The sequence below is a fragment of the Fructilactobacillus sp. YLN 2507 genome, from assembly GCF_059614085.1.
Genome location: NZ_CM184303.1, coordinates 261,964 through 283,958 on the forward strand (window position 1 = coordinate 261,964; position 21,995 = coordinate 283,958).

At 37.1% G+C, this 21,995-nt stretch carries 19 protein-coding genes, 8 tRNA genes and 1 riboswitch; of the genes, 21 read left to right on the forward strand and 6 right to left on the reverse strand.

Annotated elements, in window-relative coordinates:
- Positions 1-13 precede the first annotated feature (13 nt).
- Entirely contained in the window at positions 14-382 is a 369-nt protein-coding gene (locus tag AC0GLY_RS01225) for a hypothetical protein (RefSeq protein ID WP_496611770.1), read from the forward strand.
- 47 nt (positions 383-429) lie between these two features.
- Here AC0GLY_RS01225 and AC0GLY_RS01230 read toward each other — a convergent pair whose 3' ends face one another.
- Together AC0GLY_RS01230 and AC0GLY_RS01235 are read right to left on the reverse strand one after the other, a co-directional pair.
- Entirely contained in the window at positions 430-804 is a 375-nt protein-coding gene (locus AC0GLY_RS01230) for a DUF1634 domain-containing protein (RefSeq protein ID WP_496611771.1), read from the reverse strand.
- Positions 804-1,649, reverse strand: a complete 846-nt coding sequence (locus AC0GLY_RS01235; protein WP_496611772.1) for a sulfite exporter TauE/SafE family protein — start codon at positions 1,647-1,649, stop codon at positions 804-806. Before AC0GLY_RS01235 ends, AC0GLY_RS01230 begins: the two co-directional genes overlap by 1 nt.
- A gap of 119 nt (positions 1,650-1,768) precedes the next feature.
- On the opposite strand from AC0GLY_RS01235, the gene AC0GLY_RS01240 reads away from it, so the two are divergent.
- Complete coding sequence (locus tag AC0GLY_RS01240) at positions 1,769-2,434, forward strand: phosphatase PAP2 family protein (protein WP_496611773.1); 666 nt, start codon at positions 1,769-1,771, stop codon at positions 2,432-2,434.
- 42 nt (positions 2,435-2,476) lie between these two features.
- On the opposite strand, the gene AC0GLY_RS01245 is transcribed toward AC0GLY_RS01240, so the two are convergent.
- Complete coding sequence (locus AC0GLY_RS01245) at positions 2,477-3,352, reverse strand: LysR family transcriptional regulator (protein ID WP_496611774.1); 876 nt, start codon at positions 3,350-3,352, stop codon at positions 2,477-2,479.
- 136 nt (positions 3,353-3,488) lie between these two features.
- Between AC0GLY_RS01245 and AC0GLY_RS01250 the strand changes: the two genes are divergently transcribed.
- Positions 3,489-4,904: an amino acid permease gene (locus tag AC0GLY_RS01250; RefSeq protein ID WP_496611775.1), complete on the forward strand. Its 1,416-nt coding sequence runs from the start codon at positions 3,489-3,491 to the stop codon at positions 4,902-4,904.
- Between the two features lie 32 nt (positions 4,905-4,936).
- Here the strand turns inward: AC0GLY_RS01250 and AC0GLY_RS01255 are convergent, their stop codons facing one another.
- A complete protein-coding gene (locus tag AC0GLY_RS01255) occupies positions 4,937-5,494 on the reverse strand; it encodes a cysteine hydrolase family protein (RefSeq protein WP_496612220.1) in 558 nt (185 codons plus the stop codon).
- 105 nt (positions 5,495-5,599) lie between these two features.
- Positions 5,600-5,772, forward strand: a riboswitch (Lysine riboswitch).
- A 100-nt stretch (positions 5,773-5,872) separates the two neighbouring features.
- On the opposite strand from AC0GLY_RS01255, the gene AC0GLY_RS01260 reads away from it, so the two are divergent.
- The 7 genes from AC0GLY_RS01260 (at position 5,873) to phnE (AC0GLY_RS01290) (ending at position 13,114) form a co-directional block, all read left to right on the forward strand.
- Positions 5,873-7,327, forward strand: a complete 1,455-nt coding sequence (locus tag AC0GLY_RS01260; protein WP_496611776.1) for an amino acid permease — start codon at positions 5,873-5,875, stop codon at positions 7,325-7,327.
- A gap of 81 nt (positions 7,328-7,408) precedes the next feature.
- Positions 7,409-8,047, forward strand: a complete 639-nt coding sequence (locus tag AC0GLY_RS01265; RefSeq protein WP_496611777.1) for a deoxynucleoside kinase — start codon at positions 7,409-7,411, stop codon at positions 8,045-8,047.
- Between the two features lie 260 nt (positions 8,048-8,307).
- Complete coding sequence (serS, locus tag AC0GLY_RS01270) at positions 8,308-9,597, forward strand: serine--tRNA ligase (RefSeq protein WP_496611778.1); 1,290 nt, start codon at positions 8,308-8,310, stop codon at positions 9,595-9,597.
- A 227-nt stretch (positions 9,598-9,824) separates the two neighbouring features.
- Positions 9,825-10,760: a phosphate/phosphite/phosphonate ABC transporter substrate-binding protein gene (locus AC0GLY_RS01275; protein ID WP_496611779.1), complete on the forward strand. Its 936-nt coding sequence runs from the start codon at positions 9,825-9,827 to the stop codon at positions 10,758-10,760.
- Positions 10,761-10,776: 16 nt separating this feature from the next.
- Positions 10,777-11,538 carry a phosphonate ABC transporter ATP-binding protein gene (gene phnC / locus AC0GLY_RS01280; protein ID WP_496611780.1) on the forward strand — a complete coding sequence of 254 codons (762 nt, stop codon included), beginning with the start codon at positions 10,777-10,779 and terminating at the stop codon, positions 11,536-11,538.
- Positions 11,538-12,323, forward strand: a complete 786-nt coding sequence (gene phnE / locus AC0GLY_RS01285) for a phosphonate ABC transporter, permease protein PhnE (RefSeq protein WP_496611781.1) — start codon at positions 11,538-11,540, stop codon at positions 12,321-12,323. Before phnC ends, phnE (AC0GLY_RS01285) begins: the two co-directional genes overlap by 1 nt.
- A complete protein-coding gene (phnE, locus tag AC0GLY_RS01290; protein ID WP_496611782.1) occupies positions 12,323-13,114 on the forward strand; it encodes a phosphonate ABC transporter, permease protein PhnE in 792 nt (263 codons plus the stop codon). Before phnE (AC0GLY_RS01285) ends, phnE (AC0GLY_RS01290) begins: the two co-directional genes overlap by 1 nt.
- A gap of 35 nt (positions 13,115-13,149) precedes the next feature.
- Here phnE (AC0GLY_RS01290) and AC0GLY_RS01295 read toward each other — a convergent pair whose 3' ends face one another.
- A complete protein-coding gene (locus tag AC0GLY_RS01295; protein WP_496611783.1) occupies positions 13,150-15,489 on the reverse strand; it encodes a Xaa-Pro dipeptidyl-peptidase in 2,340 nt (779 codons plus the stop codon).
- A 97-nt stretch (positions 15,490-15,586) separates the two neighbouring features.
- On the opposite strand from AC0GLY_RS01295, the gene AC0GLY_RS01300 reads away from it, so the two are divergent.
- Positions 15,587-16,759 (forward strand): aminotransferase class I/II-fold pyridoxal phosphate-dependent enzyme, encoded by a 1,173-nt coding sequence (locus AC0GLY_RS01300; RefSeq protein ID WP_496611784.1) that lies wholly within the window; start codon positions 15,587-15,589, stop codon positions 16,757-16,759.
- Between the two features lie 51 nt (positions 16,760-16,810).
- Here the strand turns inward: AC0GLY_RS01300 and AC0GLY_RS01305 are convergent, their stop codons facing one another.
- Positions 16,811-17,773 (reverse strand): L-lactate dehydrogenase, encoded by a 963-nt coding sequence (locus tag AC0GLY_RS01305; RefSeq protein ID WP_496612221.1) that lies wholly within the window; start codon positions 17,771-17,773, stop codon positions 16,811-16,813.
- A gap of 207 nt (positions 17,774-17,980) precedes the next feature.
- Between AC0GLY_RS01305 and AC0GLY_RS01310 the strand changes: the two genes are divergently transcribed.
- From AC0GLY_RS01310 to AC0GLY_RS01355, 10 genes are all read left to right on the forward strand, one after another.
- A tRNA-Val gene (locus AC0GLY_RS01310) sits at positions 17,981-18,053 on the forward strand.
- A gap of 2 nt (positions 18,054-18,055) precedes the next feature.
- Positions 18,056-18,128 (forward strand) — tRNA-Lys (locus AC0GLY_RS01315).
- A gap of 26 nt (positions 18,129-18,154) precedes the next feature.
- Positions 18,155-18,237, forward strand: a tRNA-Leu gene (locus AC0GLY_RS01320).
- A 10-nt stretch (positions 18,238-18,247) separates the two neighbouring features.
- A tRNA-Thr gene (locus AC0GLY_RS01325) sits at positions 18,248-18,321 on the forward strand.
- 4 nt (positions 18,322-18,325) lie between these two features.
- Positions 18,326-18,397: transfer RNA gene (locus tag AC0GLY_RS01330), tRNA-Gly, on the forward strand.
- A 23-nt stretch (positions 18,398-18,420) separates the two neighbouring features.
- Positions 18,421-18,506: transfer RNA gene (locus AC0GLY_RS01335), tRNA-Leu, on the forward strand.
- Positions 18,507-18,514: 8 nt separating this feature from the next.
- Positions 18,515-18,588, forward strand: a tRNA-Arg gene (locus AC0GLY_RS01340).
- Between the two features lie 6 nt (positions 18,589-18,594).
- Positions 18,595-18,668: transfer RNA gene (locus AC0GLY_RS01345), tRNA-Pro, on the forward strand.
- Between the two features lie 125 nt (positions 18,669-18,793).
- Positions 18,794-19,264: a CtsR family transcriptional regulator gene (locus tag AC0GLY_RS01350; RefSeq protein ID WP_496611785.1), complete on the forward strand. Its 471-nt coding sequence runs from the start codon at positions 18,794-18,796 to the stop codon at positions 19,262-19,264.
- A gap of 18 nt (positions 19,265-19,282) precedes the next feature.
- Positions 19,283-21,742, forward strand: a complete 2,460-nt coding sequence (locus AC0GLY_RS01355) for an ATP-dependent Clp protease ATP-binding subunit (protein ID WP_496611786.1) — start codon at positions 19,283-19,285, stop codon at positions 21,740-21,742.
- Positions 21,743-21,995: the final 253 nt, after the last annotated feature.

Below are 21,995 nucleotides of genomic sequence, written 5' to 3' on the forward strand. Positions count from 1 at the left end.
AAGGAGAATGACTATGAAACTTAATATTGAAATTAGTGACGGCCAAATTGCCGTTACAGGACCATTTAACGTTGAAACTGATGCCGGTCGGGCTGAATTTGTGAACTTTTGGAAACAATTCATTACCCAACAAGTGAAAAAAATTATGGATAATATTGGTGATAAAGAATTTTCTAAAATTGTGTCACAAGCTGATAACGTACAACTTGGTGCTTTACCTGCTAAAGTTAACTTGGATATTGAATTAGATGCGCAAAAAGATGTAACTGACGAAACTAAGACCCAAGTAGCCATTGGTGCTGTAACTGTTTCACCTGATTTGGATGATCCGAAGTTTCTCTTTTTATTGGGATACGTGGATGCTGCGATTACCAAAAAATAAAATAAATCAAAAAATCAGTTAGCCAATATGGCTGACTGATTTTTGATTTATAGATGAAAAACGATTCCAATTATAAAGCTGAAAATTAAAATTAAAAGAACAAACGTAGTGATATAAACGTAAGTAAAATCTTTTTCTTTATAAAAAGAATAAATGGAAACGACAACCCGTAAAACGGGCGTTAAAATTAAGGCGAAAATTCCAAGCATCATGACGGAGTAAGGCTTAAGTTGAATTAGCCCATCCCAAATTTGACGAAATGATTTAGCATAGTATCCATTTGGATAACCTAATCCATCTTTAAGAATAAAGAGTAGTAAGCCAGCAATCATGATGGCAGCGGAAATTATTACACCCCAGCGTAAAATGTTACCAATAGTAACTTCGACACGATTAATTTCATTTTTAGTTGTGTTTGGCATTAAATAGTCACCCCAAATCCTTTCAAAATCATTTGTAAGCCCAAATAAAGTAAGATAGGAATAAAAATCATTCGTAACATGCGGGATGGCATAATTTGCATTACCCGAGATCCAATAGCAGCTCCGACGATAATTCCTAATGCCATGGGAACAGCAATTTGGGGAAGAATGGATCCGTTAAAAAAGTAAATGGTAGCACTAGCTGCTGCTGTAACTCCCATCATTAAGTTACTAGTTGAACTAGAAGGTTTAAGTGGCATCTTCATGAAGGTGTCCATTGCAATTACTTTGAAAGCTCCTGAACCAATTCCTAGTAAACCACTGGCAATTCCAGCACCAAACATGATGGTAATTCCTGAAGGCACGTTAGTTACCTTGTAATCCACTTGTTTGTGTAAATTTTTATCGTAATAAGAACCATTTAGCTTTAATTTTTTGGCAATCGGATCATCACTAGTTGCATTGGTTTGCACCTGTTTACCCCATAATTTACGTACCATGTTGGCACCGGAAAAGAAGAGTAAGAGACCAAATAATAAATAGAGAAAAACGGGCTGGATTACGCCGGTTAAAAGTGCACCGACAATTGCTCCAATTGAAGTGGCAATTTCTAAAAACATCGCTACTCGTAAATTTAAGACATTATCTTTTAAGTAAGCGATGGTAGCTCCTGAACTGGTGGCAATCACGGCAATGATACTGGCCCCAATGGCATATTTAATGTCTAGGCCAAAACCTAGTGTTAACACAGGGGTGATAATCATTCCACCACCAATTCCAAGGATTGAACCTAGCACTCCAACGGCGATTCCAACCATTAGCATAATAAAAATACTATTAAACATAGAAAACCTCACTTTTTTAATGTTTTATTTAATTTTACGCTAAACCTTAAGTTTTTGCTTAGAGAAAATTTTTAAAATTCGATATGGTATACTAACAATATAATATTGGAGGCAAAAGTATGATTATTAAAAAGGACCCAAGTCGTCCATATAAATTGACGGTTTCATTAATCATTACGGTTTTATTGGCCGTGTCCGTTAAAATGAAATTTGGTTTTATTGACTTTTTAGATACAGTTATGATTGGTGGAGTACAACATGGCCAATCTGGTTTTGAAGATCATTTATTTACAATGATTAGCTTCTTAGCCAGCCCCAAAATGGACATTGTGTGGATGTTTTTATTGGCATTCTTTCTATGGGGATGTCGATATAAAATTCCGGCCTTTTGGGCTTTGTGTTTATTACTTGGTGGTGACGCTTTAGGCACAATTGTTAAACATATTATTGCCCGGCCTCGTCCTAGCTTACATTTAGCGGCCGATGATGGATATAGTTTTCCTAGTGGTCATGTTTTAGGTACATTTTTAGTGGTTAGTGTAATTTGGATTGTGCTAGTTCCAGTCGTTAAGAATAGTACAAATGCATGGATGATTAAGACTTTGCTTGGAATATGGCTTTTCTTAGTGATGGTCTCCAGAGTTTATTTAAACGCTCATTTTCCTTCCGATGTGATTGGGGGAGCATTCTTTGCCTATACCTGGCTTCAAATTGCAGAGTATATTTATTTATGGGGTGCACCTAAACTTAAAAACTTTAAACTTTTCCAACATAGTTTGGATTAATTAAAAAAAGGATTGAAATCAATTGATTTCAATCCTTTTTGTTTACGATAAATTTGCCTTTTGTGATTTTACGTATTCTAAAAAGCGCTTGCTGGCAATCGAAAGGTTGGCTGGATCTTGATAGGCAAGGTTAATGGAATGGTTTAAGGCCGGAGTGGTGGCAATGCCTTTGATGTCAAAGGGGCAGTTGGTTAACATTAATTCAGATACAAAACTAATCCCTAAGCCTGCTTCGACCATGGCCATCACGGTGTAATCATCTTGAATTTTATCTTTAATTTTTGGGTAAATGTCCAGACTGTCAAAGGCTTCCAATACACTACTATGCGAGCCCTCGGGAATTAAGATGATATTAAGAAATGTTTGGTAAAGTTCAGTCAGATTCAGGTTTTTGGCGTTTGCTAACGGATGGCTAGTTGGCACAATTGCAAGTAGTCGTTCAATTTTTAAGGGGCTCACTTTCAAACCGTTGGTGTATGGTGGTTTTAAAAAGCCAAGCTCGATCTTGCCTGAAAGCAAGTCTTCACGAATTTCGTCGTAGTTACCTTGGTACAAGGTAAAATGGACGTTTGGATGCAGTTTTTCAAAGCCACGAATTAAACTTGGTAACCAATACCGTGACAGACTATTGATGGCACCAATTTTAACAATTCCGGTTTCTAAACCGTTGATTTGGTCGGCAATGACTTTGGTATCTTCGTATTGTCGCAGCATGTTTTGAAAGTGGGGATAGAGTTTTTGGCCCGCAGGAGTTAATGAAGCCCCAGTGCGGGATCGCTTGAGAATTTTAACGCCAAATTCAGTTTCTAAGCTAGCGATTGCTTGGCTAATGGAAGACTGAGTATAGCCAAGCTCTTTGGCGGCTTTCGTAAAACTTCCAGTGGTAATAATTTTTTGTAGTGCTAATAATCGTTGCATTTTAAATCGGTTCTCCTAATACTTAGATTAAAAAGATTAATTTTACTTATTAATAGCCTCCTTGTAATATTAAAGCTATCAGATTAGTTGCGCAACTTTTCTTAGGGAAAACGTAAAGAAAAATTGGAGAATTAACATGGAAATTGGAAAACGAATTTTTAGAAAAGAATCAGTGAGTCATTATCTAAAAGCTGATTCAAAATTGAAACGAACATTGAATGCTTGGGATTTGGTTGCTTTAGGAATTGGAGCAGTAATTGGGACTGGAATTTTCATTTTACCAGGGCACGAAGCCGCCCAGCATGCTGGTCCAGCAGTAGCAATCGCTTTTCTATTGGCTGCTTTACTTTCTGGAATAGTAGGAATGGCTTATGCTGAGTTTTCTTCAGCGATGCCAATTGCAGGGTCTGCTTATTCATTTGGTTCAGTTGTGTATGGTGAGTTAGTTGGATGGATGATTGGTTGGTCATTGATTTTGGAATATTTTTTGGCGGTGTCTGCTGAAGCCACTGGTTTTGCAGCATATTTTAACAATAATCTTTTGGCTCCCATTGGGATCAATCTGCCAAAGGCTTTGCAAAACGGACCCATGGAAGGGGGAGTCATTAACTTGACGGCTGTGGTTATCATTTTAATCATTGCTTTGATTATTGCTCGAGGAGCTGATCTTTCAAAACGAGTAGAAAACGTTGCTGTGATTGTGAAACTTGCCATTATTGTGATTTTTGTAATTTTAGGAGCTTTTTACATTAAAACGAGTAATTATGTTCCCTTTTATCCGAAACAATTTCATGGAAGTCCGTTTGGAATGGGAGGGATCTCTACTGCCGCAGCAACCGTTTTCTTTGCTTTTATCGGGTTTGATGCTTTGGCTGCTAATTCGGCTGAAACCATTAATCCAAAGAAAAACGTGGTACGTGGTATTTTAGGAACGGTGATTATTGCAGTTATTCTGTACGTGGCCTTTTCATTGGTATTAGTTGGAATGGTTCATTATACTGATTTAAACGTCGATGACCCAGCTGCTTATGCTTTACATGTAGTTGGTCTTGATTCATGGAATAAACTGATTACCATTGGAGCCTTGTTTGGAATTTTCACTGCGATGGTTACCATGTTCTTTGGTGGATCCCGCTTGGTTTATGCCTTAGGACGTGATGGCTTGTTGTCGGAAAAAATGGGTAAAATTAACGATAAATACAAAGTACCACGTAATGCAATTGTGGTAGCGACAATTATTCAAGCAATTTTTGCTGGATTAGTTCCTTTAGAACAATTGGCCTCATTGATTAATGCTGGAACTTTATTAGCCTTTGCCTGCATCTCGTTTGGGGTGATTCCATTGCGTCGTCGGAAGGATATTAAAAACGATGGGTTCAAAATGCCTTGGTATCCCTATCTTCCGATTGCTGCTGCTTTAATGAGTATTTATTTCATTATTATGTTGCCAGATATGACTAAAGTTTCAGTGGGAATTTGGTTGGTGATTGGTTTAGTAACTTATTTTGTTTATGGGATTCGCCATTCTAAATTGCAACAACGGCAAAAATAAAAAGTCCTCCACTTAATGGAGGACTTTTTTGTTTATTGAACGATTTCAGCCCCGAGAGCCGTTTTCATATGATTTAAAGCAAAAGCTTGATTTTCACCCGTAAAACTAGCCACAGCAGGTTCGTGAATAATTACGTGATATCCTAAGTTATAGGCACTAATGGCAGTATGTAAGACACAAATATCACTGGAAACACCAACTAAATGAAGGGTTTTAATGTTTCGTTCGCGTAATCGTAAATCTAAATCAGTGCCGACAAATGAGCTATAACGGGTTTTGTCCATTAACCACACATTTTCGTCTGTTTGATGAGCTTCATACCAAGGTTTTAATTCACCAAACAATTGCCGTCCCCAGGTGTTTCGTTGGTTATGAGGTGGGAAAAGTTTCGTTTCTGGATGATACGGGTCACCCTTATGATGAACATCAGTTGGCAAAATCACAAACTGATTATTCGCATAAAATTGATTTGCTAAAGCCAAAATTTCTGGTTCACATGCTTGTGCTGGTTTACCAAGGGTGAGAGCGCCGTCATCTGCGACAAAATCGTTTGTATAATCAATAATTAAAAGTGCTTCCTGCTTTGACATCATGATCCTCCTTGATTAGTCGACTAGTTAAGTTGATCATACGCTCTTTTGGAGGCACTTGCATTTAGTTTAATAAAAACTTATACTGTTGATACACAAATAAAATATCTAAGAAGAGGAGCGACTTTTATTAGTAATGCTGTAGAGACTTACCAAGTCGATGAAGCAGGATGAAAGGAACTGTCGCCGAAATTAAATGAGTGGTAACCATTTGATTGGGGCTTGATTTAATAAATCAAGCACTGTCGCATTGAGAAATGCGGAGCGCTTTGCAGACTAATGAACGATTGTTTAATTAGGCTCTTCTGGATTAATTTCTTGAAGTGCCTTTTTTGATTAGTTTGATAGCCTTTCTTATTATATAGGAGGAATTTAGTAATGGCTGAAAAACAAGTTAAGCGTGGCTTAAAGTCGCGGCACGTTTCTATGATTGCCTTGGGTGGTTGTATTGGAACGGGGCTATTCGTTGCTAGTGGAGCAGCAATTCACAATGCAGGACCAGGGGGTGCCTTAGTTGCCTATATCTTAATGGGGATTATGGTTTACTTTTTGATGACCAGTTTAGGGGAAATGGCCACTAATTTACCAATTTCGGGTTCATTTTCGACGTATTCTGCTAAGTATGTAGATCCAGCATTAGGATTTGCAATGGGGTGGAACTACTGGTTTAACTGGGCGATTACGGTTGCGGTTGATATTTCGACGGTTTCTCTAGTTATGGCTTTTTGGTTTCCTCACGTTCAAGCATGGATTTGGAGTGCAATTGCTTTAGCTATTATTTTTGGAATTAACATTTTGGCAGTTTCTGCTTTTGGAGAAACTGAATTTTGGATGTCATTGATTAAAGTAATTACGATTTTTATTTTCCTTGGGGTTGGAGTTTTAACTATCTTTGGAATTATGGGTGGTCACGCTACTGGATTAAGTAACTTTACCTATAAAGATGCTCCCTTTGTGAACGGAATTCCCGGAATTTTAAGTGTCTTTGTGGTTGCTGGATTCTCTTTCCAAGGAACTGAACTAGTGGGAATTACTGCCGGTGAAGCAGATGATCCCCATAATAGTGTTCCTAAGGCAATTCATGAAGTATTTTGGCGAATTATTTTATTCTATGTCCTTGCTATCTTTGTAATTGCTGCTATTATTCCTTATACTAGTCATGATTTATTAGGTTCATCAGCCACTGATGTTGCAATCAGTCCCTTTACAGTTGTCTTTAAACGAGCTGGATTAGCTGCTGCTGCCAGTGTGATGAATGCTGTTATTTTAACGTCAGTGATTTCATCTGCTAACTCTGGGATGTATGCTTCTACTAGAATGCTTTACGCGATGGCTGATGAAGGATATGCCCCTAAAGTTTTTGGTAAAATAAGTAAAAATGGAATTCCAGTATTAGCATTACTTGCGACAACGTTGGTGGCATTACTCACTTTCTTAACTAGTTTTGTTGGTCCTCAAATTTATCTATGGTTAGTTGCTGCTTCTGGTTTAACTGGATTTATTGCTTGGTTTGGGATTGCGCTATCGCATTATCGTTTCAGGAGAGCCTTTTTGAAACAGGGTCATAAGCTTAGTGAGCTGAAATATCGGGCAACTTTGTTTCCACTAGGACCAATTCTTTGTTTGATTCTTTGTATCATTGTAATTTGTGGTCAAGATGTTGGAGCATTTGCGCACGGAGACTGGTTCCAAATTGCAGTGACTTATATTAGTGTTCCGTTAGTTATTGTTCTTTACTTTGGCTATAAGATTGTGAAAAAAACGCATATCATTCCATTAGATCAAGTGGATGTCAGCCCTGCTAAAGTTGAGAATGAATCAGACAAAAAATAAACTATTTAAATTAAAATAATCATAAAAATGGTACAATTAGTTTTGCTAGTTGGACCATTTTTTAATAGGGGAGATAATAAGATGATTGTTTTATCAGGAGCGATTGGTGCAGGGAAAACATCGTTAACAACTTTATTAGCAGAGCATTTAAAGGCTCCGGCTTTTTATGAATCAGTGGATGATAATCAAATTTTGCCGTTATTCTATAAGGATCCCAAAAAGTATGCTTTTTTACTTCAAATTTATTTTTTAAATAAACGACTGGATAGTATTAAAGAAGCTAATGCTAACCAATATAGTGTGATGGATCGCTCAATTTTTGAAGACTCGCTTCTTTTTCATTTAAATGCGGACTTAGGTCGTTCAACTGAGACCGAGGTTGAAATCTATGATTCATTATTGCATAACATGTTGGAACCAATCCCAGGTAGTGATTTTCAAAAAAATCCAGACTTATTAATTTATATTAAGGTTTCCTTTGAAACGATGTTGCAACGAATAAAAAAGCGAGGTCGTTCATTTGAACAAATTGAAACTGATGAAAGTCTTTACAACTATTACCAAGAATTAAATCAGCGTTACGTTAAGTGGTACGAGGCTTATGATAGATCACCTAAAATGATGATTGATGGAGATCAATATGATTTTATGGTAGATGGAACAGCTCGCGAGGAAGTCTTAGCTGCAGTCGACCAAAAACTTAAAAAAATATTAGGTTAATGCTAACTTATATTGTATAATTAAGAAAAATAAAACGAATGCATACCTATGAGTAGACTTACAGAGAGATAACGAGGCTGAGAGTTATCGTCGAAGATTCCAGTATGCAAAATGGGCAGTTAATCCTGCACGGCGATTCCGTTACTAATCAATAATTAAGGGCCTATCTATACTGGTAGGAACTTGGGTGGTACCGCGAACAAGAAAAGACCTTCGTCCCAATTGGAGAGGGTCTTTTTTCGTACAATGGAGGAAAAGCTATGTTAGATATGAAAATGATTCGGCAAAATGCTGATTGGTTTAAACAAAAAATGGCTGATCGTGGTATTGACGGTACAACTATTGATAAATTAATGGAATTAGACCAAAAACGGCGTGATTTAATTGTTAAAAGTGAAGCCCTTAAAGCTGAAAGAAACTCAGTTTCAGAAGAAATCTCGCAGCTTAAGCGCAACAAAGAAAATGCTGATATTCAAATTAAACGGATGCGTGAAGTAGGGGCCGAAATCAAACAACTAGATGTTGATCTAGAGACTACCAAAGCTGAACAAGATAATCTTGAAGCCCATCTTCCCAACATTCCGAATGATAAGGTTCCTGTTAGCTTAACGGAGGAAGGTTCAGTTGAACTTCGGAAGGTTGGAACTCCGCGTAAATTTGATTTTGAACCTAAACCACATTGGCAAATTGGGGAAAATCTTGATATTTTAGATTTTAAAAGAAGTGCTAAAGTAGCTGGTAGTCGGTTTGTTTATTACATTGGGGCTGGTTCAATGTTGGAACGAGCTGTTTACAATTTTTACTTAGATGAAAATGATAAAGCTGGTTATACTGAAATTTTGCCACCTTATATGGTTAATTCAGCTTCAATGTTTGGGACAGGGCAATTTCCTAAGTTTAAAGAAACTAAAGCCGGCTTTGAAATTTCAGATAGCGATTTAACCATGATTCCAACTGCTGAAGTTCCATTGGTTAATTTCTATCGTGATGAAGTAATTCCTGCTGAAAAGCTTCCCGTTAAGTTTACTGCTTTGACACCTGCTTTTCGTTCTGAAGCAGGTAGTGCTGGTCGGGATACCAAGGGATTAATTCGTTTGCATCAGTTTAACAAAGTTGAAATGGTACAGTTTACTAAGCCAGAACAATCTTGGGATGCTTTAGAGAATATTACTGCACAAGCTGAATCATCATTGAAGAAATTAGGAATTCCTTACCACGTGATTACTTTAACTAGTAGTGATATGAGTTTCACAGCAGCGATGACTCATGATATTGAAGTATGGATGCCCTCACAAAATTGTTACCGTGAAATTTCTAGTTGTTCAAATACGACTGATTTTCAGGCTCGTCGAGCTCACATTCAATATCGCGATGAAAATGGTAAATTACAATATGTGCATACTTTGAATGGATCAGGCCTGGCTGTTGGTAGAACGGTAGCTGCGATTTTGGAAAACTTCCAAAATGAAGATGGCACGGTTAATATTCCTGAAGCCTTACAACCATACATGCATGGTAAAACTAAGATTACTAAACAAGATTTGTTTTAACTGAATAAAAAAGGGGAACTCATAGGAGTTTCCCTTTTTATTATGCGAACATTCGGATTTTAATGTTCGCGTTTTTATCTTTTGAGTTATTTTTTTAATACTTTTTTTGAAAAAAATATTAAAATATCAATAAAATACAAAATATTTACATTTTTTGCTTGATAATGTTCACTTTTAACTGTAAAATCTTAAATATAACTAAAGGAAATACCCAGAGGAGAATGGATATGAAGTTTGGAAAAGTTATAAAAACTGTGACAATCGCCACAGCAATGCTTGTAATGGCAATTGGACTTACTGCATGTGGTAAGAAAAGTGCCAATCCTGGTAGTTATGAACCCAAAAAATTAGTTGTTGAATTTAAACCATCATCAAATGCTGGATCAGCTGATTCTCAAGTTAAACCGTTGGAGAAGTTACTTACTAAGCAACTTCACATTCCCGTTAAAGTGGTAATGCAAACGAGCGGAAGTTCAATGGTTGAAGCGTTGGGATCCAAGACTGCTGATGTGGCTTTCCTTTCACCAGCCGATTACGTTTTAGCACATAAAAATTACAAAGTGAAACCTTTACTTCAAGGAACTCGTTTTAAATATGACGCCGCTGAAAATCACACTGATAAAACTTCCGATACCTTCATCAGTGAAGTAGTGGTTAAAAGAGACAGTGGTATCAACAGTCTTAAAGATTTAAAGGGTAAGAAAATTGCTACCCAAGATGCAACTTCAACAGCTGGATATATTTATCCGGCGGTCGAAATGAATAAAAAGGGGATTAATCTTCATAAAGATGGAATCAAGACTTTTACAGTCAAAGGGCATGATCAAGCTGTAATGGCAGTGGAAAATGGGAACGCTGATGCTGCCTTTTGTTTTGAAGGGGCACGTAAGATTGCTTCTAAAGACGATCCTAAGATTATGGAAAACACTAAAGTTATATACAAAACAAAACCAATTCCAAATGATGCAATTGCCGTTAGAAGCGACATGTCACCTAAGTGGGATACTAAAATTTCCAAAGCTTTCCAAAACATTGCTAAATCAAAAGAAGGTCATGACATTCTTAACAACCTATATGGTTACGAAGGTTTTGCTAAAATAAACGATAAAGATTTTGATGGAGTTAGAAAAAATCTAGAAGACGTAAAGAAAATCAACAAATAGTTAGGGGATAAAATCGTTGGAAAACCAAACAGTTTTAGAGTTTAAACACGTTAACAAAGTTTATCAAAGTGGCGTTAAAGGTTTAGAAGATATTAATTTTAAAGTTAATCGTGGTGAATTTGTGGCCGTCGTTGGATTATCAGGAGCTGGTAAAAGTACCATGCTTAACTCAATCAACAAAATGATTGATATCACTGATGGTGAAGTTTTAGTTGATGGCGTAGATATCACTAAATTAAAGGGAAAAGCCCTTCGCCAGATGCGTCGTAAAATTGGGATGATTTTTCAAAACTTTAACTTAGTTGAACGGACCACTGTCCAAAAAAATGTGTTAGCTGGTCGTTCTGGGTACTACCCAACTTGGAAAACAATGTTAGGTTTGTACAGTAAGGCGGACAAGCAAAAAGCCATTGCTGAACTTGATAAAGTTAACATGGTGAAAAAATTGTATCGTCGTGCTGATGAATTATCTGGAGGACAAAAACAACGGGTTGCGATTGCACGGACTTTGATGCAAGATCCAACTTTGGTCCTTGCTGATGAACCGGTTGCTTCACTAGATCCTAAGACTAGTAAAGGAGTAATGGACGACCTTTACCACTTGAAAAAGTATGAAAATATTACTGTTTTGGTTAACATTCACTCAGTTGAATTAGCACTAGCATACGCGGACCGAATCATTGGACTACGCGATGGGAAGTTAGTTTATAACAAACCAATTGCTGAAGCTAGCGAAGCTGATTTGAAACAGATTTATGAAAACGGGGTGGAACAATAATGAATGTCCCTAAACAAAATTTCGTGCATCGGTTCCATTTAATTGGAATTGCGATTGCCGTAATTATGTTAGTTTTGATTTATCTTTCATCTGAAATTACGGGAGTTGATTTCAACACTTTCATGACTAACATTGATCAATTTGGTGTAATTTTGGGACAAATGAAGGATCCGGATTGGTCATATTTGGCAAAAATGAAAGATCCCTTATTGCAAACCATTCAAATGGCAATTTTAGGAACCACCTTTGGAACAATTTTAGCTGTTCCTTTTTCGGTCCTAGCTGCTCGTAATATCGTTAAAAATCGGATTGGTCGGGGAATTATTCGAATCATTCTTTCATTAATTAGAACGTTACCAAGTCTTTTGTTAGCAGCCTTATTCGTAGCTGTATTTGGAATTGGACCAATGACTGGGGTAATTACGTTAGCCCTTTTCTCATTCGGGATGGTTTCAAAGTTATTCTATGAAGTAATCGAAACCATTGATATGGGACCAGTCCGGGCGATTCGTGCTACTGGAGCTACGATGGCCCAAACAGTTAGAATTGCCGTAATGCCACAGGTTGCTGGTCAATTTATGAGTGATTTTTTGTATACTCTTGAAATTAACGTTCGTTCCTCAACCGTCCTTGGTTATTTAGGAGCAGGAGGAATTGGGCTCTACTTATCACAAACTTTGGATCAATTTGACTACCCAAGAACGGCTGTCATTATTATTTCAATCTTTGTGGTAGTACTTGTAATTGACACTATCAGTAATTATCTAAGGAAGCGACTACAATAATGAATTTAAAAAAATCTAAATTTGAACGTATGAAATGGATTATTACTGCCATTGTGATCATTGCCTTGTATGCTTGGTCAGTTACTGGGATTCCATTTACTGGGATTCAAAGTTCAGCTGGTCAAGTAAGTGCTTCAATTTTTAACGGGATTATGCATCCGGATTGGTCCTATGTTTATAATGGCAGTGGTGAAGATTTAGTTTCTCAATTGGTAATTACCTTAGCAATTGCTTTCCTGGGAACTATTATTTCAGCAGTAATTTCAGTACCGTTTGCGTTTTTTGCAGCCCAAACTAAAAACACCATGTTTCATCCCCGTTCAACTATTGGCAAATTTTTGTTAACGGCTATTCGGGCTTTTCCTGAAGTAGTTTTAGCAATTATGTTTATTAAAGCCGTTGGTCCAGGTTCATTTGCGGGTGTTTTAGCAATTGGCCTTCATTCAGTTGGAATGTTAGGAAAGCTATTTTCTGAGGCAATTGAAGAAATGGATCGAAGTGCTGAGGTGGCAATTGCTGCTACTGGAGGAACTAAGTGGCAAATCTTTCGAATTGCTACGCTGCCTCAAATTTTACCAGAATTAATTTCTTATACTTTATACCGGTTTGAAATTTCCGTTCGTTCTGCTTCAATTCTTGGTTTAGTTGGAGCGGGGGGAATTGGGACACCCATGATGTTTGCTTTGCAGACCAGAGACTGGTCTAAAACAGGAATTATATTGTTAGGAATTGTTGCGATGGTTTTGGCAATTGATGCCCTTTCAACTTACTTACGGCGTAAATTAATTTAATCTGAAAAAAAGGACCTGCCACTGCAGGTCCTTTTTTAATTGAATGGAATTGATAAAGTAGCATTAGGTTTAATTCTATAAGTGATTGACTGATTATTTTGGTTCGTCATTTCATAATCAGTGGAATAAAGCACAACTGCCAGTTTACGGCTTTCTGGAAGCCGATAAAAAGTGGGTTGAAATTTTAATTCCACGGTATAAGTATGATTTGGTTCAATCGTTTCATTGATAGCAGGGCTAGTCCGATTTTGAAGATTAAGATGCACTTCAGAAATCAACTTAAAAGGGGTCTCACTTTTATTTAAAGTGAGTTCTCGTAAGTCATCTGTATACCATTGATAACCTAACGGCACACCATGTCGGGCTAAAATAGTGGGGTTTTCGTTGAGTCGTCTGGCAGACCCATAGTCCAGTAAAGCGGCACTTAACATTCCTAAATTAGTATTACTAGTAACCTCAAGTTTCAAAGTAACTGACCCATTGATGGTAACTTGATGAGGGAAATCAAGGGTTGCGGTTACCCGATTATCCTGAAGTGTTTGATTTTTTAAATCAAATAGTTGCTGGCGCCATTGCTGAGGATCGTGACAGTATTGGTTAAAACAATCAGCCGGTACGTTATTTTTAAAAAGAGATTGGTTAAATTTAATTTTTTGTGGATTGGCTTGATTTGTAGGCCAATTTTTAGCAGTTTCCCAAGTATCGGGTTGGACATTATCCTGGACAATTAAATTAGGTAGAATTGTTTCGGCCTGATTATCAATTTCGTATAGTTCATGGGAAAGCCAAAGATTAGTGATATCAGAAAAATCAAATGAAGGAAAAGCATTGATGTAAACGTGTTGACCTTGATGAAGAATTAACTTTTTCTGAATTGGTAAATTCTGAATTCCTTGCCAAAGTTCATATGGATTGCGCAGCTTGACGTTCCAGTCATTGAGTCCGTGTACTAACATGACGTCTGCTTTGATGTTTCCCATCTGCTTGCGATAATTTCGGTCATCCCAAAATTGATTATAACTGCCAGTAGCCCGATCTTGTTCAGTTGCCATTTGCTTTAAATACTTATCAAATTGAGGGCGAATGCTGAAGTTATCACCTGGACGTAAGCTTCGAGAGAATGTTTCCCCTGCTAGTACATCAGCATCTTCTCCTTGAAAACCACCAGGTGCAACTACCAGTCCTTTTTCTCGATAATAATCATACCAAGATGAAATGGCGGCCTCTGCGATAATTGTTTTTAAACCAGCTACACCAGTTGTAGCTGCAGCAATTGCTAATGTTCCCAAATATGATCGTCCAGTCATGGCTACATTTCCATTACACCAATTCGCTTTGATTTGAATGTGATCCGTGCGATTGGTAAAGGCAATACGGTCTCCATGCAACCATTCAATCACATCAATTGTACTAGCAGTTTGCTGGGGGTCGCCACAGGTTTGGAATCCATCAGAGTCAATGGTTCCAATTCCAGCAGCATACACACTTGCAAAACCACGAACTAACAGATAGTCATTTAAGGTGTATCCTGGTTTTGGTTGATGAGTTTCAGTTGCAATTTTAGTGACGGATGCAGGTGTTTGACTAGTTCCACTTTTTAAAGGATGTGGAACGTTAAATTCTAATTTTCCAGCAATTTTTTCGCTTAAATTCTGATGAACGTTATGGGTTAAATGTTCTCCCAGTTGGTCGTTAACGCCTTGGTCATAAGGTGAGGCTGTATAAGCCACGGGAATTTGATTGTCTGCTTTAGGACGTGTGATTTGAACTTTAATTAAGTCATTTTTTCCATCAAAATCAGAATCAAAATCAGTTTGAACATAAACGGTCTCGTATTTAAAATCTTGAGTCAAGAAGGTAGCTTGGGCTTTTCCGTTAAAAAATAGGGGTTGATGATGGCTAAACTCAGGTTTGGCAAAATATCCCTCCGCTGCCAAGTTATCAAGTAAAGTTAAATCATTTTTTCCGTGGGTATTAAGTAAATCATACCAAGCTTTGATTAATTCATCAGTTGTATTAACTACATGATGATGAAATAAATTTAATTTTTTGACAGACTGAAGGGGTTGATTAAGATTGTAATCGACACCTGCCTGAAAGCCTAAGAGTTGAAGCGCAATTAAATAAAAAATTTCTGCTGAAAGCGGAGTCTTAGAATTGAAAAAATCACCTAGCCTAGTGTCCGCAGTCGCTAGAAATTGATTTAACTTGATCCGTAAATTGGCGGAGCTAGATTTATTAGGTTGAATTTGAACTAAAAAAGAATGGAAAAGTTGTTTTACATTCTTTGATTCAAGCTTAAAACCAATACGTTGGAGTTCAGTTTTCATAGTTGATAAATTTGGATGTAATTGAGCGAATTGATTGATTTTCATAAGCACCTCCATGGTAATTAATGATTGTCGTAATTTTGAATACATTTGTTCAAAAAAAGTGTAAAATGAAACTATACTACTTTTTATGGAGAAAATAATGAACAAAAATTTAAAAGATAAAATTAAACAGTCTGTTTTAAATACACAATTGTCAAATATTTATGGATTTAGTGAAAAGATTAGCACCATTCCTGATTTAATTAAGCTTACGCTAGGCGAACCAGATTTTCCTACCCCGACTCATGTTAAACAAGCCGCAATTTCTGCGGTTAATAACGATGAAAGTCATTATACATCTACTTGGGGAAGAATTGAAACCCGAATGGCTGCGGCTGATTTTTTGAAAAATAAGTATGGACTGGATTATGATCCAGCAACCCAATTAGTAATTACTAATGGAGTTACGGAAGCGATGTACGATACTTTAGCAACTTTTATTGGAGAAGGGGACGAAGTATTGGTCCCAACTCCAGCATTCCCCGTTTATTATTCTTTAATTGATTTGAATGGAGGAAAATTAGTATCGATTAATACCCAACCAGACGACTTTTTATTAACGCCAAAACGGTTGAAAAAAGCAATTGCTACTCATCCTCGGGCCAAAATGATTATTCTAAATTTTCCTTCTAATCCTACTGGCCGTACCTATTCTGCTAGTGAGATTCAAGCACTTGCAGATGTTTTAGCAAAAACTGATCTGGTTGTGGTCAGTGACGAAATTTATTCTGAATTAACTTATGGTCAACCACATACTTCAATTGCCAAATTCATTCCAGAACAAACTATTTTATTCAATGGTTTGTCTAAATCACATGCAATGACAGGTTGGAGAATTGGTATTTTTGCAGGACCGGATGATTTAGTTAATCAAATTGCAAAAGTTCACGAATTAGTTACTACGTCCGTCATGACTGCAGCTCAAATTGCAGCGGAAGAAGCATTTGCCAACGGTCAAAATGATGCGCAACCTATGTTAGAACAATATCGAAAACGACGGGATTATTTACATGAAAGATTAGAGGATTTGGGGTTTGAAAATCAGCTGCCAGAAGGTGCTTTTTATATCTTTGCTAAAATTCCGGCTAATTTAAATCAAAATAGTTATGATTTTTGTATTGAGATAGCGCAAAATGCTAAAGTTGGAATGATTCCTGGGTCAAGTTTTGGCGATGGTGGAGAAGGATATGTACGTCTTAGTTATGCCACTAGTTTTACTAATCTTGAAACGGCTTTAAATCTTTTGCAAACTTACTTAGCTACAAAATTGTAAAAAAAGAACGAATCCTAGGATTCGTTCTTTTTAGTTTGACTAAAAACTTTTTTATTCTAAACCAGTAGCTTTCATACCATTGTGAGCAGTTTCTTTTAAAGTTTTAGCAGAAGCAGCCATTTTAGCTTTTTCTTCATCACTAAGTGGAATTTCGATAACACTTGCAATTCCGTTTGCATTAATCACAGCAGGAGTACCAATGTAAATATCGTTTAATCCATATTCACCATTCATTGGTGCGCCAACTGGAAGCACTGCATTTTCGTTACGCAAAATAGCACGAGAAATTCTCATTAAAGCTGTACCAACTCCGTAGAAAGTAGCACCTTTTTTGTTGATGATGGTATAAGCTTTGTTACGAGTTTCGTCTTCAAGTTTAAGTAGGTCATCTTTAGTGACGTTACGATCTGCAGCATATTTAAGTAATGGAACATTACCGATAGTAGCTTCATCTAAATCAGCAAATTCTGAATCACCATGTTCACCTAAAATGTAAGCATCAACACTAGCTGGATCTAAGCTGAATTTCTTAGCAATTGCAACTCGTAGACGACCAGTATCTAATGAAGTACCTGAACCAATAACTTTTTCTTTAGGAAAACCTGATAATTTTTGAGTTGCATAAGTTAAGATGTCAACTGGGTTAGCAGCAACTAAGAAAATACCATTAAATCCAGATTCGACAACTGGCTTAATGATTGTTGATAAAATTTTAAGATTTTTGTTAACTAAATCTAAACGAGTCTCACCTGGTTTTTGAGGTGCCCCAGCAGTAATAACTACTAAATCAGCATCTTTACAATCAGAATATTCACCAGAATAAATATTTTTTGGTGAAGTGAATGGGGTTGCATCTTCAAGGTCAAGTGCATCTCCGGTAGTTCTTTCTTTGTTGATATCAATGATTACAAATTCTTCAGCAATTCCTTGTTGAACCATGGCGAATGCGTATGAAGAACCTACGGCACCGTCACCAACTAAAACAACTTTTTGATGTTTTTCAGCCATAATAATAAACTTCCTTTCAAATTCTAATTAGTTATGTTTCAACCATATTGTACCATTTTTTTCAATCTAATTCCTAATAATAGAAAGCTAGCAAAACGGTAAACTGAAAAATAAAAAAATTTTTAAAAAAGGTTGACGACGATTGGTTTCGATGATATTATTTAATAGTTGTCAAAACGGGTTTTCGTTTCCCAGACAATTAGATTTTTCAATGGAAGATTAGCTCAGCTGGGAGAGCACCTGCCTTACAAGCAGGGGGTCACAGGTTCGATCCCTGTATCTTCCATTGAGCCGTTAGCTCAGCCGGTAGAGCATCTGACTTTTAATCAGAGGGTCGGCAGTTCGAACCTGCCACGGCTCATTTTCAAATAGTAAAAATAATATCATGCGGGCATGGCGGAATTGGCAGACGCGCTAGATTTAGGTTCTAGTATCTTCGTGATGTGGGGGTTCGAATCCCTTTGCCCGCATATTATTTTTGCCGACTTAGCTCAGTTGGCTAGAGCGCGTCACTAGTAATGATGAGGTCGGAGGTTCGAGTCCTCTAGTCGGCATTATGCGGAAGTAGTTCAGTGGTAGAACGCCAGCTTGCCATGCTGGAGGTCGCGGGTTCGAATCCCGTCTTCCGCTTTTTTCTATGATAATAGAATTATGCCGGGGTGGCGGAATTGGCAGACGCACAGGACTTAAAATCCTGCGGTCAGTAATGACCGTACCGGTTCGATCCCGGTCCTCGGCATTTATTATGCACCTATAGCGCAATTGGATAGAGTGTCTGACTACGAATCAGAAGGTTGCAGGTTCGACTCCTGCTAGGTGCATTTTTTCGGGAAGTGGCTCAGCTTGGTAGAGCACCTGGTTTGGGACCAGGGGGTCGCAGGTTCGAATCCTGTCTTCCCGATCGAATAAAAAGCATTGATGATTAATCATCAATGCTTTTTTTGTTTTGATAAGTGAATTTGCTTGTTATTTGGGTGTGATGTTTATATAATTAAAGTCAACATTAGTCAGAGATGAGATGATAAGATGGCAAATCATAGTATGTCAGATACAATTGAAGAATATTTAAAAGAATTATTAACAGAAGGCGACGAAGAAATTGAAATTCGCCGCTCAGATATTGCAGAACATTTTGATGTAGTTCCTTCCCAAATTAACTACGTCATCAAAACTCGTTTTACCATTCAAGATGGTTTTGTAGTTCAAAGCAAACGTGGTGGCGGTGGCTACATTAGAATTGAAAAAATAAATTTAACAGAGGACTCAAATGTTTTTGATCTTTTAATTGACTCAATCGGAGATATGATTAGTCAAAAAGATGAAGAGGACATTTTGCATACTTTATTGGATAATGGGCTGTTGAATGAACGAGAGGTTCAAATGGTAGCTTCCATTCTTACCCATGATGCTATTAATGTCTCAAACTATGAAACAGAAGAAAAAGTGCGTGCAAACGTATTATCTGCGTTATTGTGCCGCTTAAAATATGAATGTTAGCTGAAAGAAGGTATCTTAATGGAAGATTCATTAACACCTAGTGCAAAAAAAACATTGATGATTGCGCAAGAACAAGCACGTAATTTTCAACATCAATCTGTGGGAACGGAACACTTACTATTAGCATTAGCAATTGAAAAAAGTGGAATTGCTTATCAAACTTTGAATCAACTTTCTGTTACCGAACAGGATGTTAAAGAAGAAATTGAACAAATTGCTGGTTACGGAAACCTAAAATATGATGATGCCACATACTTGCCTTATTCGCCTAAAATGCGAGATATGCTAAATTTAGCTGCCCAAATTGCTAAACAATATGGTAGTCAAAAGGTTGGTACTGAACATTTATTGTTAGCTTTAACTAGTGAAAACGAAATTGTTTCATCAAGAATTTTAAATAGCTTAGGTATTTCTCCAGATGATGTACGGAAAATTACAATTCGTAAAATGGGGGTTCCTGATCAAGGAATTCTAACGGAAAATAAGAATGATAATAAAGAAAAAACACCAACTTTAGATGCTTTTGCTAAGGACTTAACCAAGGCTGCTCGTGATGGTCAATTAGATCCAATTATTGGACGTGATCAAGAAGTGCGACGGGCAGTGCAAATTTTAAGTCGTCGAACAAAAAATAACCCAGTTCTAATTGGCGAACCTGGAGTTGGGAAAACAGCGATTGCGGAAGGACTTGCCCAAAAGATTGTGGAAAAAGCGGTCCCCGTTGATATGTACAATAAGCGAGTAATGGCACTTGATATGGGAACTTTAGTTGCTGGAACAAAGTATCGTGGTGAATTTGAAAATCGTTTAAAAAAAGTTATCAATGAAATTAAAGCGAATGGAAACGTGATTTTATTTGTTGATGAGTTGCATACTTTAATTGGTGCGGGGGGAGCAGAAGGAGCGATTGATGCTTCTAATATTTTAAAACCTGCTTTAGCCCGTGGTGAAGTTCAAATGATGGGAGCAACTACCCTTAATGAATATCAAAAGCATATTGAATCGGATGCAGCTTTGGAACGTCGGTTTGCTACGATTCAAATCGAAGAACCCAGTGTTGATGAAGCTAAGAAAATTTTAACAGGATTACGTCCCAAATATGAAGAGCATCATCATGTTCAAATTACTGATGCTGCTATTGATGCAGCAGTTGATTTGTCTAGTCGATACATTAGTGGCCGCTTCTTGCCAGATAAAGCGATTGATTTAATGGATGAAGCTGCTGCTAAAGTTCGGATTGATGCTATGGGTAAGCCTACCGATCTAGCGTCATCTCAACTTTCACTTGATGAAGCACGAGCTAATAAAGATCAGGCTATCGAGGAACAACGATTTGATGATGCAGTTCATTTTCGAAGTCGTGAACAAGAGTTAGAATCAATTGTTGATAAGCTCTTGCAAGCAGAAGAAGAAAAACGAAAGCAAGAAAATCAAAAACATGACTATACATTAAAAGAAGATGTGGAATCAGTTGCTCAAATTGTAGCTGAATGGACGGGAATTCCTGTTACCCATCTTAAAAAGACCGATGCCAATCGGTTGATGAATTTGGAAAAAGTTTTACATCAGCGAGTAATTGGGCAAGATGAAGCTGTTACAGCGGTTGCTAAAGCAGTTCGTCGAGCTCGAAGCGGGTTGAAAGATCCTAATCGTCCAATTGGATCGTTTATTTTTCTTGGTCCTACCGGAGTTGGAAAAACGGAGTTAGCTAAGGATCTAGCTGAGGAAATGTTTGGCTCAGAAGACGATGTTATTAGAGTTGATATGAGTGAATACATGGAAAAATATTCCACAAGTCGATTAGTTGGTTCAGCACCAGGATACGTAGGTTATGAAGAAGGTGGTCAACTAACTGAAAAGGTACGTAAGCATCCTTACTCGGTTATCTTACTTGATGAAGTTGAAAAAGCTCATCCAGATGTTTTTAATCTGTTATTACAAGTATTGGATGATGGGTTTTTAACTGATTCTAAAGGACGGAAGGTTGATTTCAGAAATACCGTTATTATTATGACTTCTAATTTAGGTGCGTCAGCATTACGGGAACAAAAGACGGTTGGTTTTGATGCAAAACAACCTGACAGTAACGATGATGAAATGAAACGAGTAATTCAAGAAAAAATGAAGCAGTTTTTCCGACCAGAATTCTTAAATCGAATTGATGAAACAGTTATTTTCCATGGATTGACCGAATCAGAACTTCATCGAATCGTTAAATTAATGACTAAAAATTTGGTGGAACGAGTTGAAAAACAAGGGTATATCTTAAAGATTACTCCAGCTGCAATTGATGTAGTTGCTAAAAAAGGATATAACCCAGAGTATGGGGCTCGTCCTTTACGTCGTGCGCTTCAAAGTGAAATTGAAGATCCATTAAGTGATGAATTATTAGCTGGTAAATTTAACCCAGGTGATAAAATTACAATTGGAGCACAAAAAGGTAAAATTACAATTACACATAAAACACCAGTTATATAGAAAAAACGCCATTTTACGATGGCGTTTTTTGTTGACGTAGTGTTGATCTAGCGTTATCATATAGTAGTATATAGTAAATTGAAATGAGTTATGCCGATCTATTGTCCGGGATAACGCTTATAGTTACCCAAAAATAGAAAACTCTATTTTTGGCTTTTTTTTGCTTTAAATTAGCTTTTTTAGTGAAATGTAATCAAACTGTAACATTTCTTTTTGAAGGGATTATTTAAGGAGGGTTAACAACTTGGCAGAA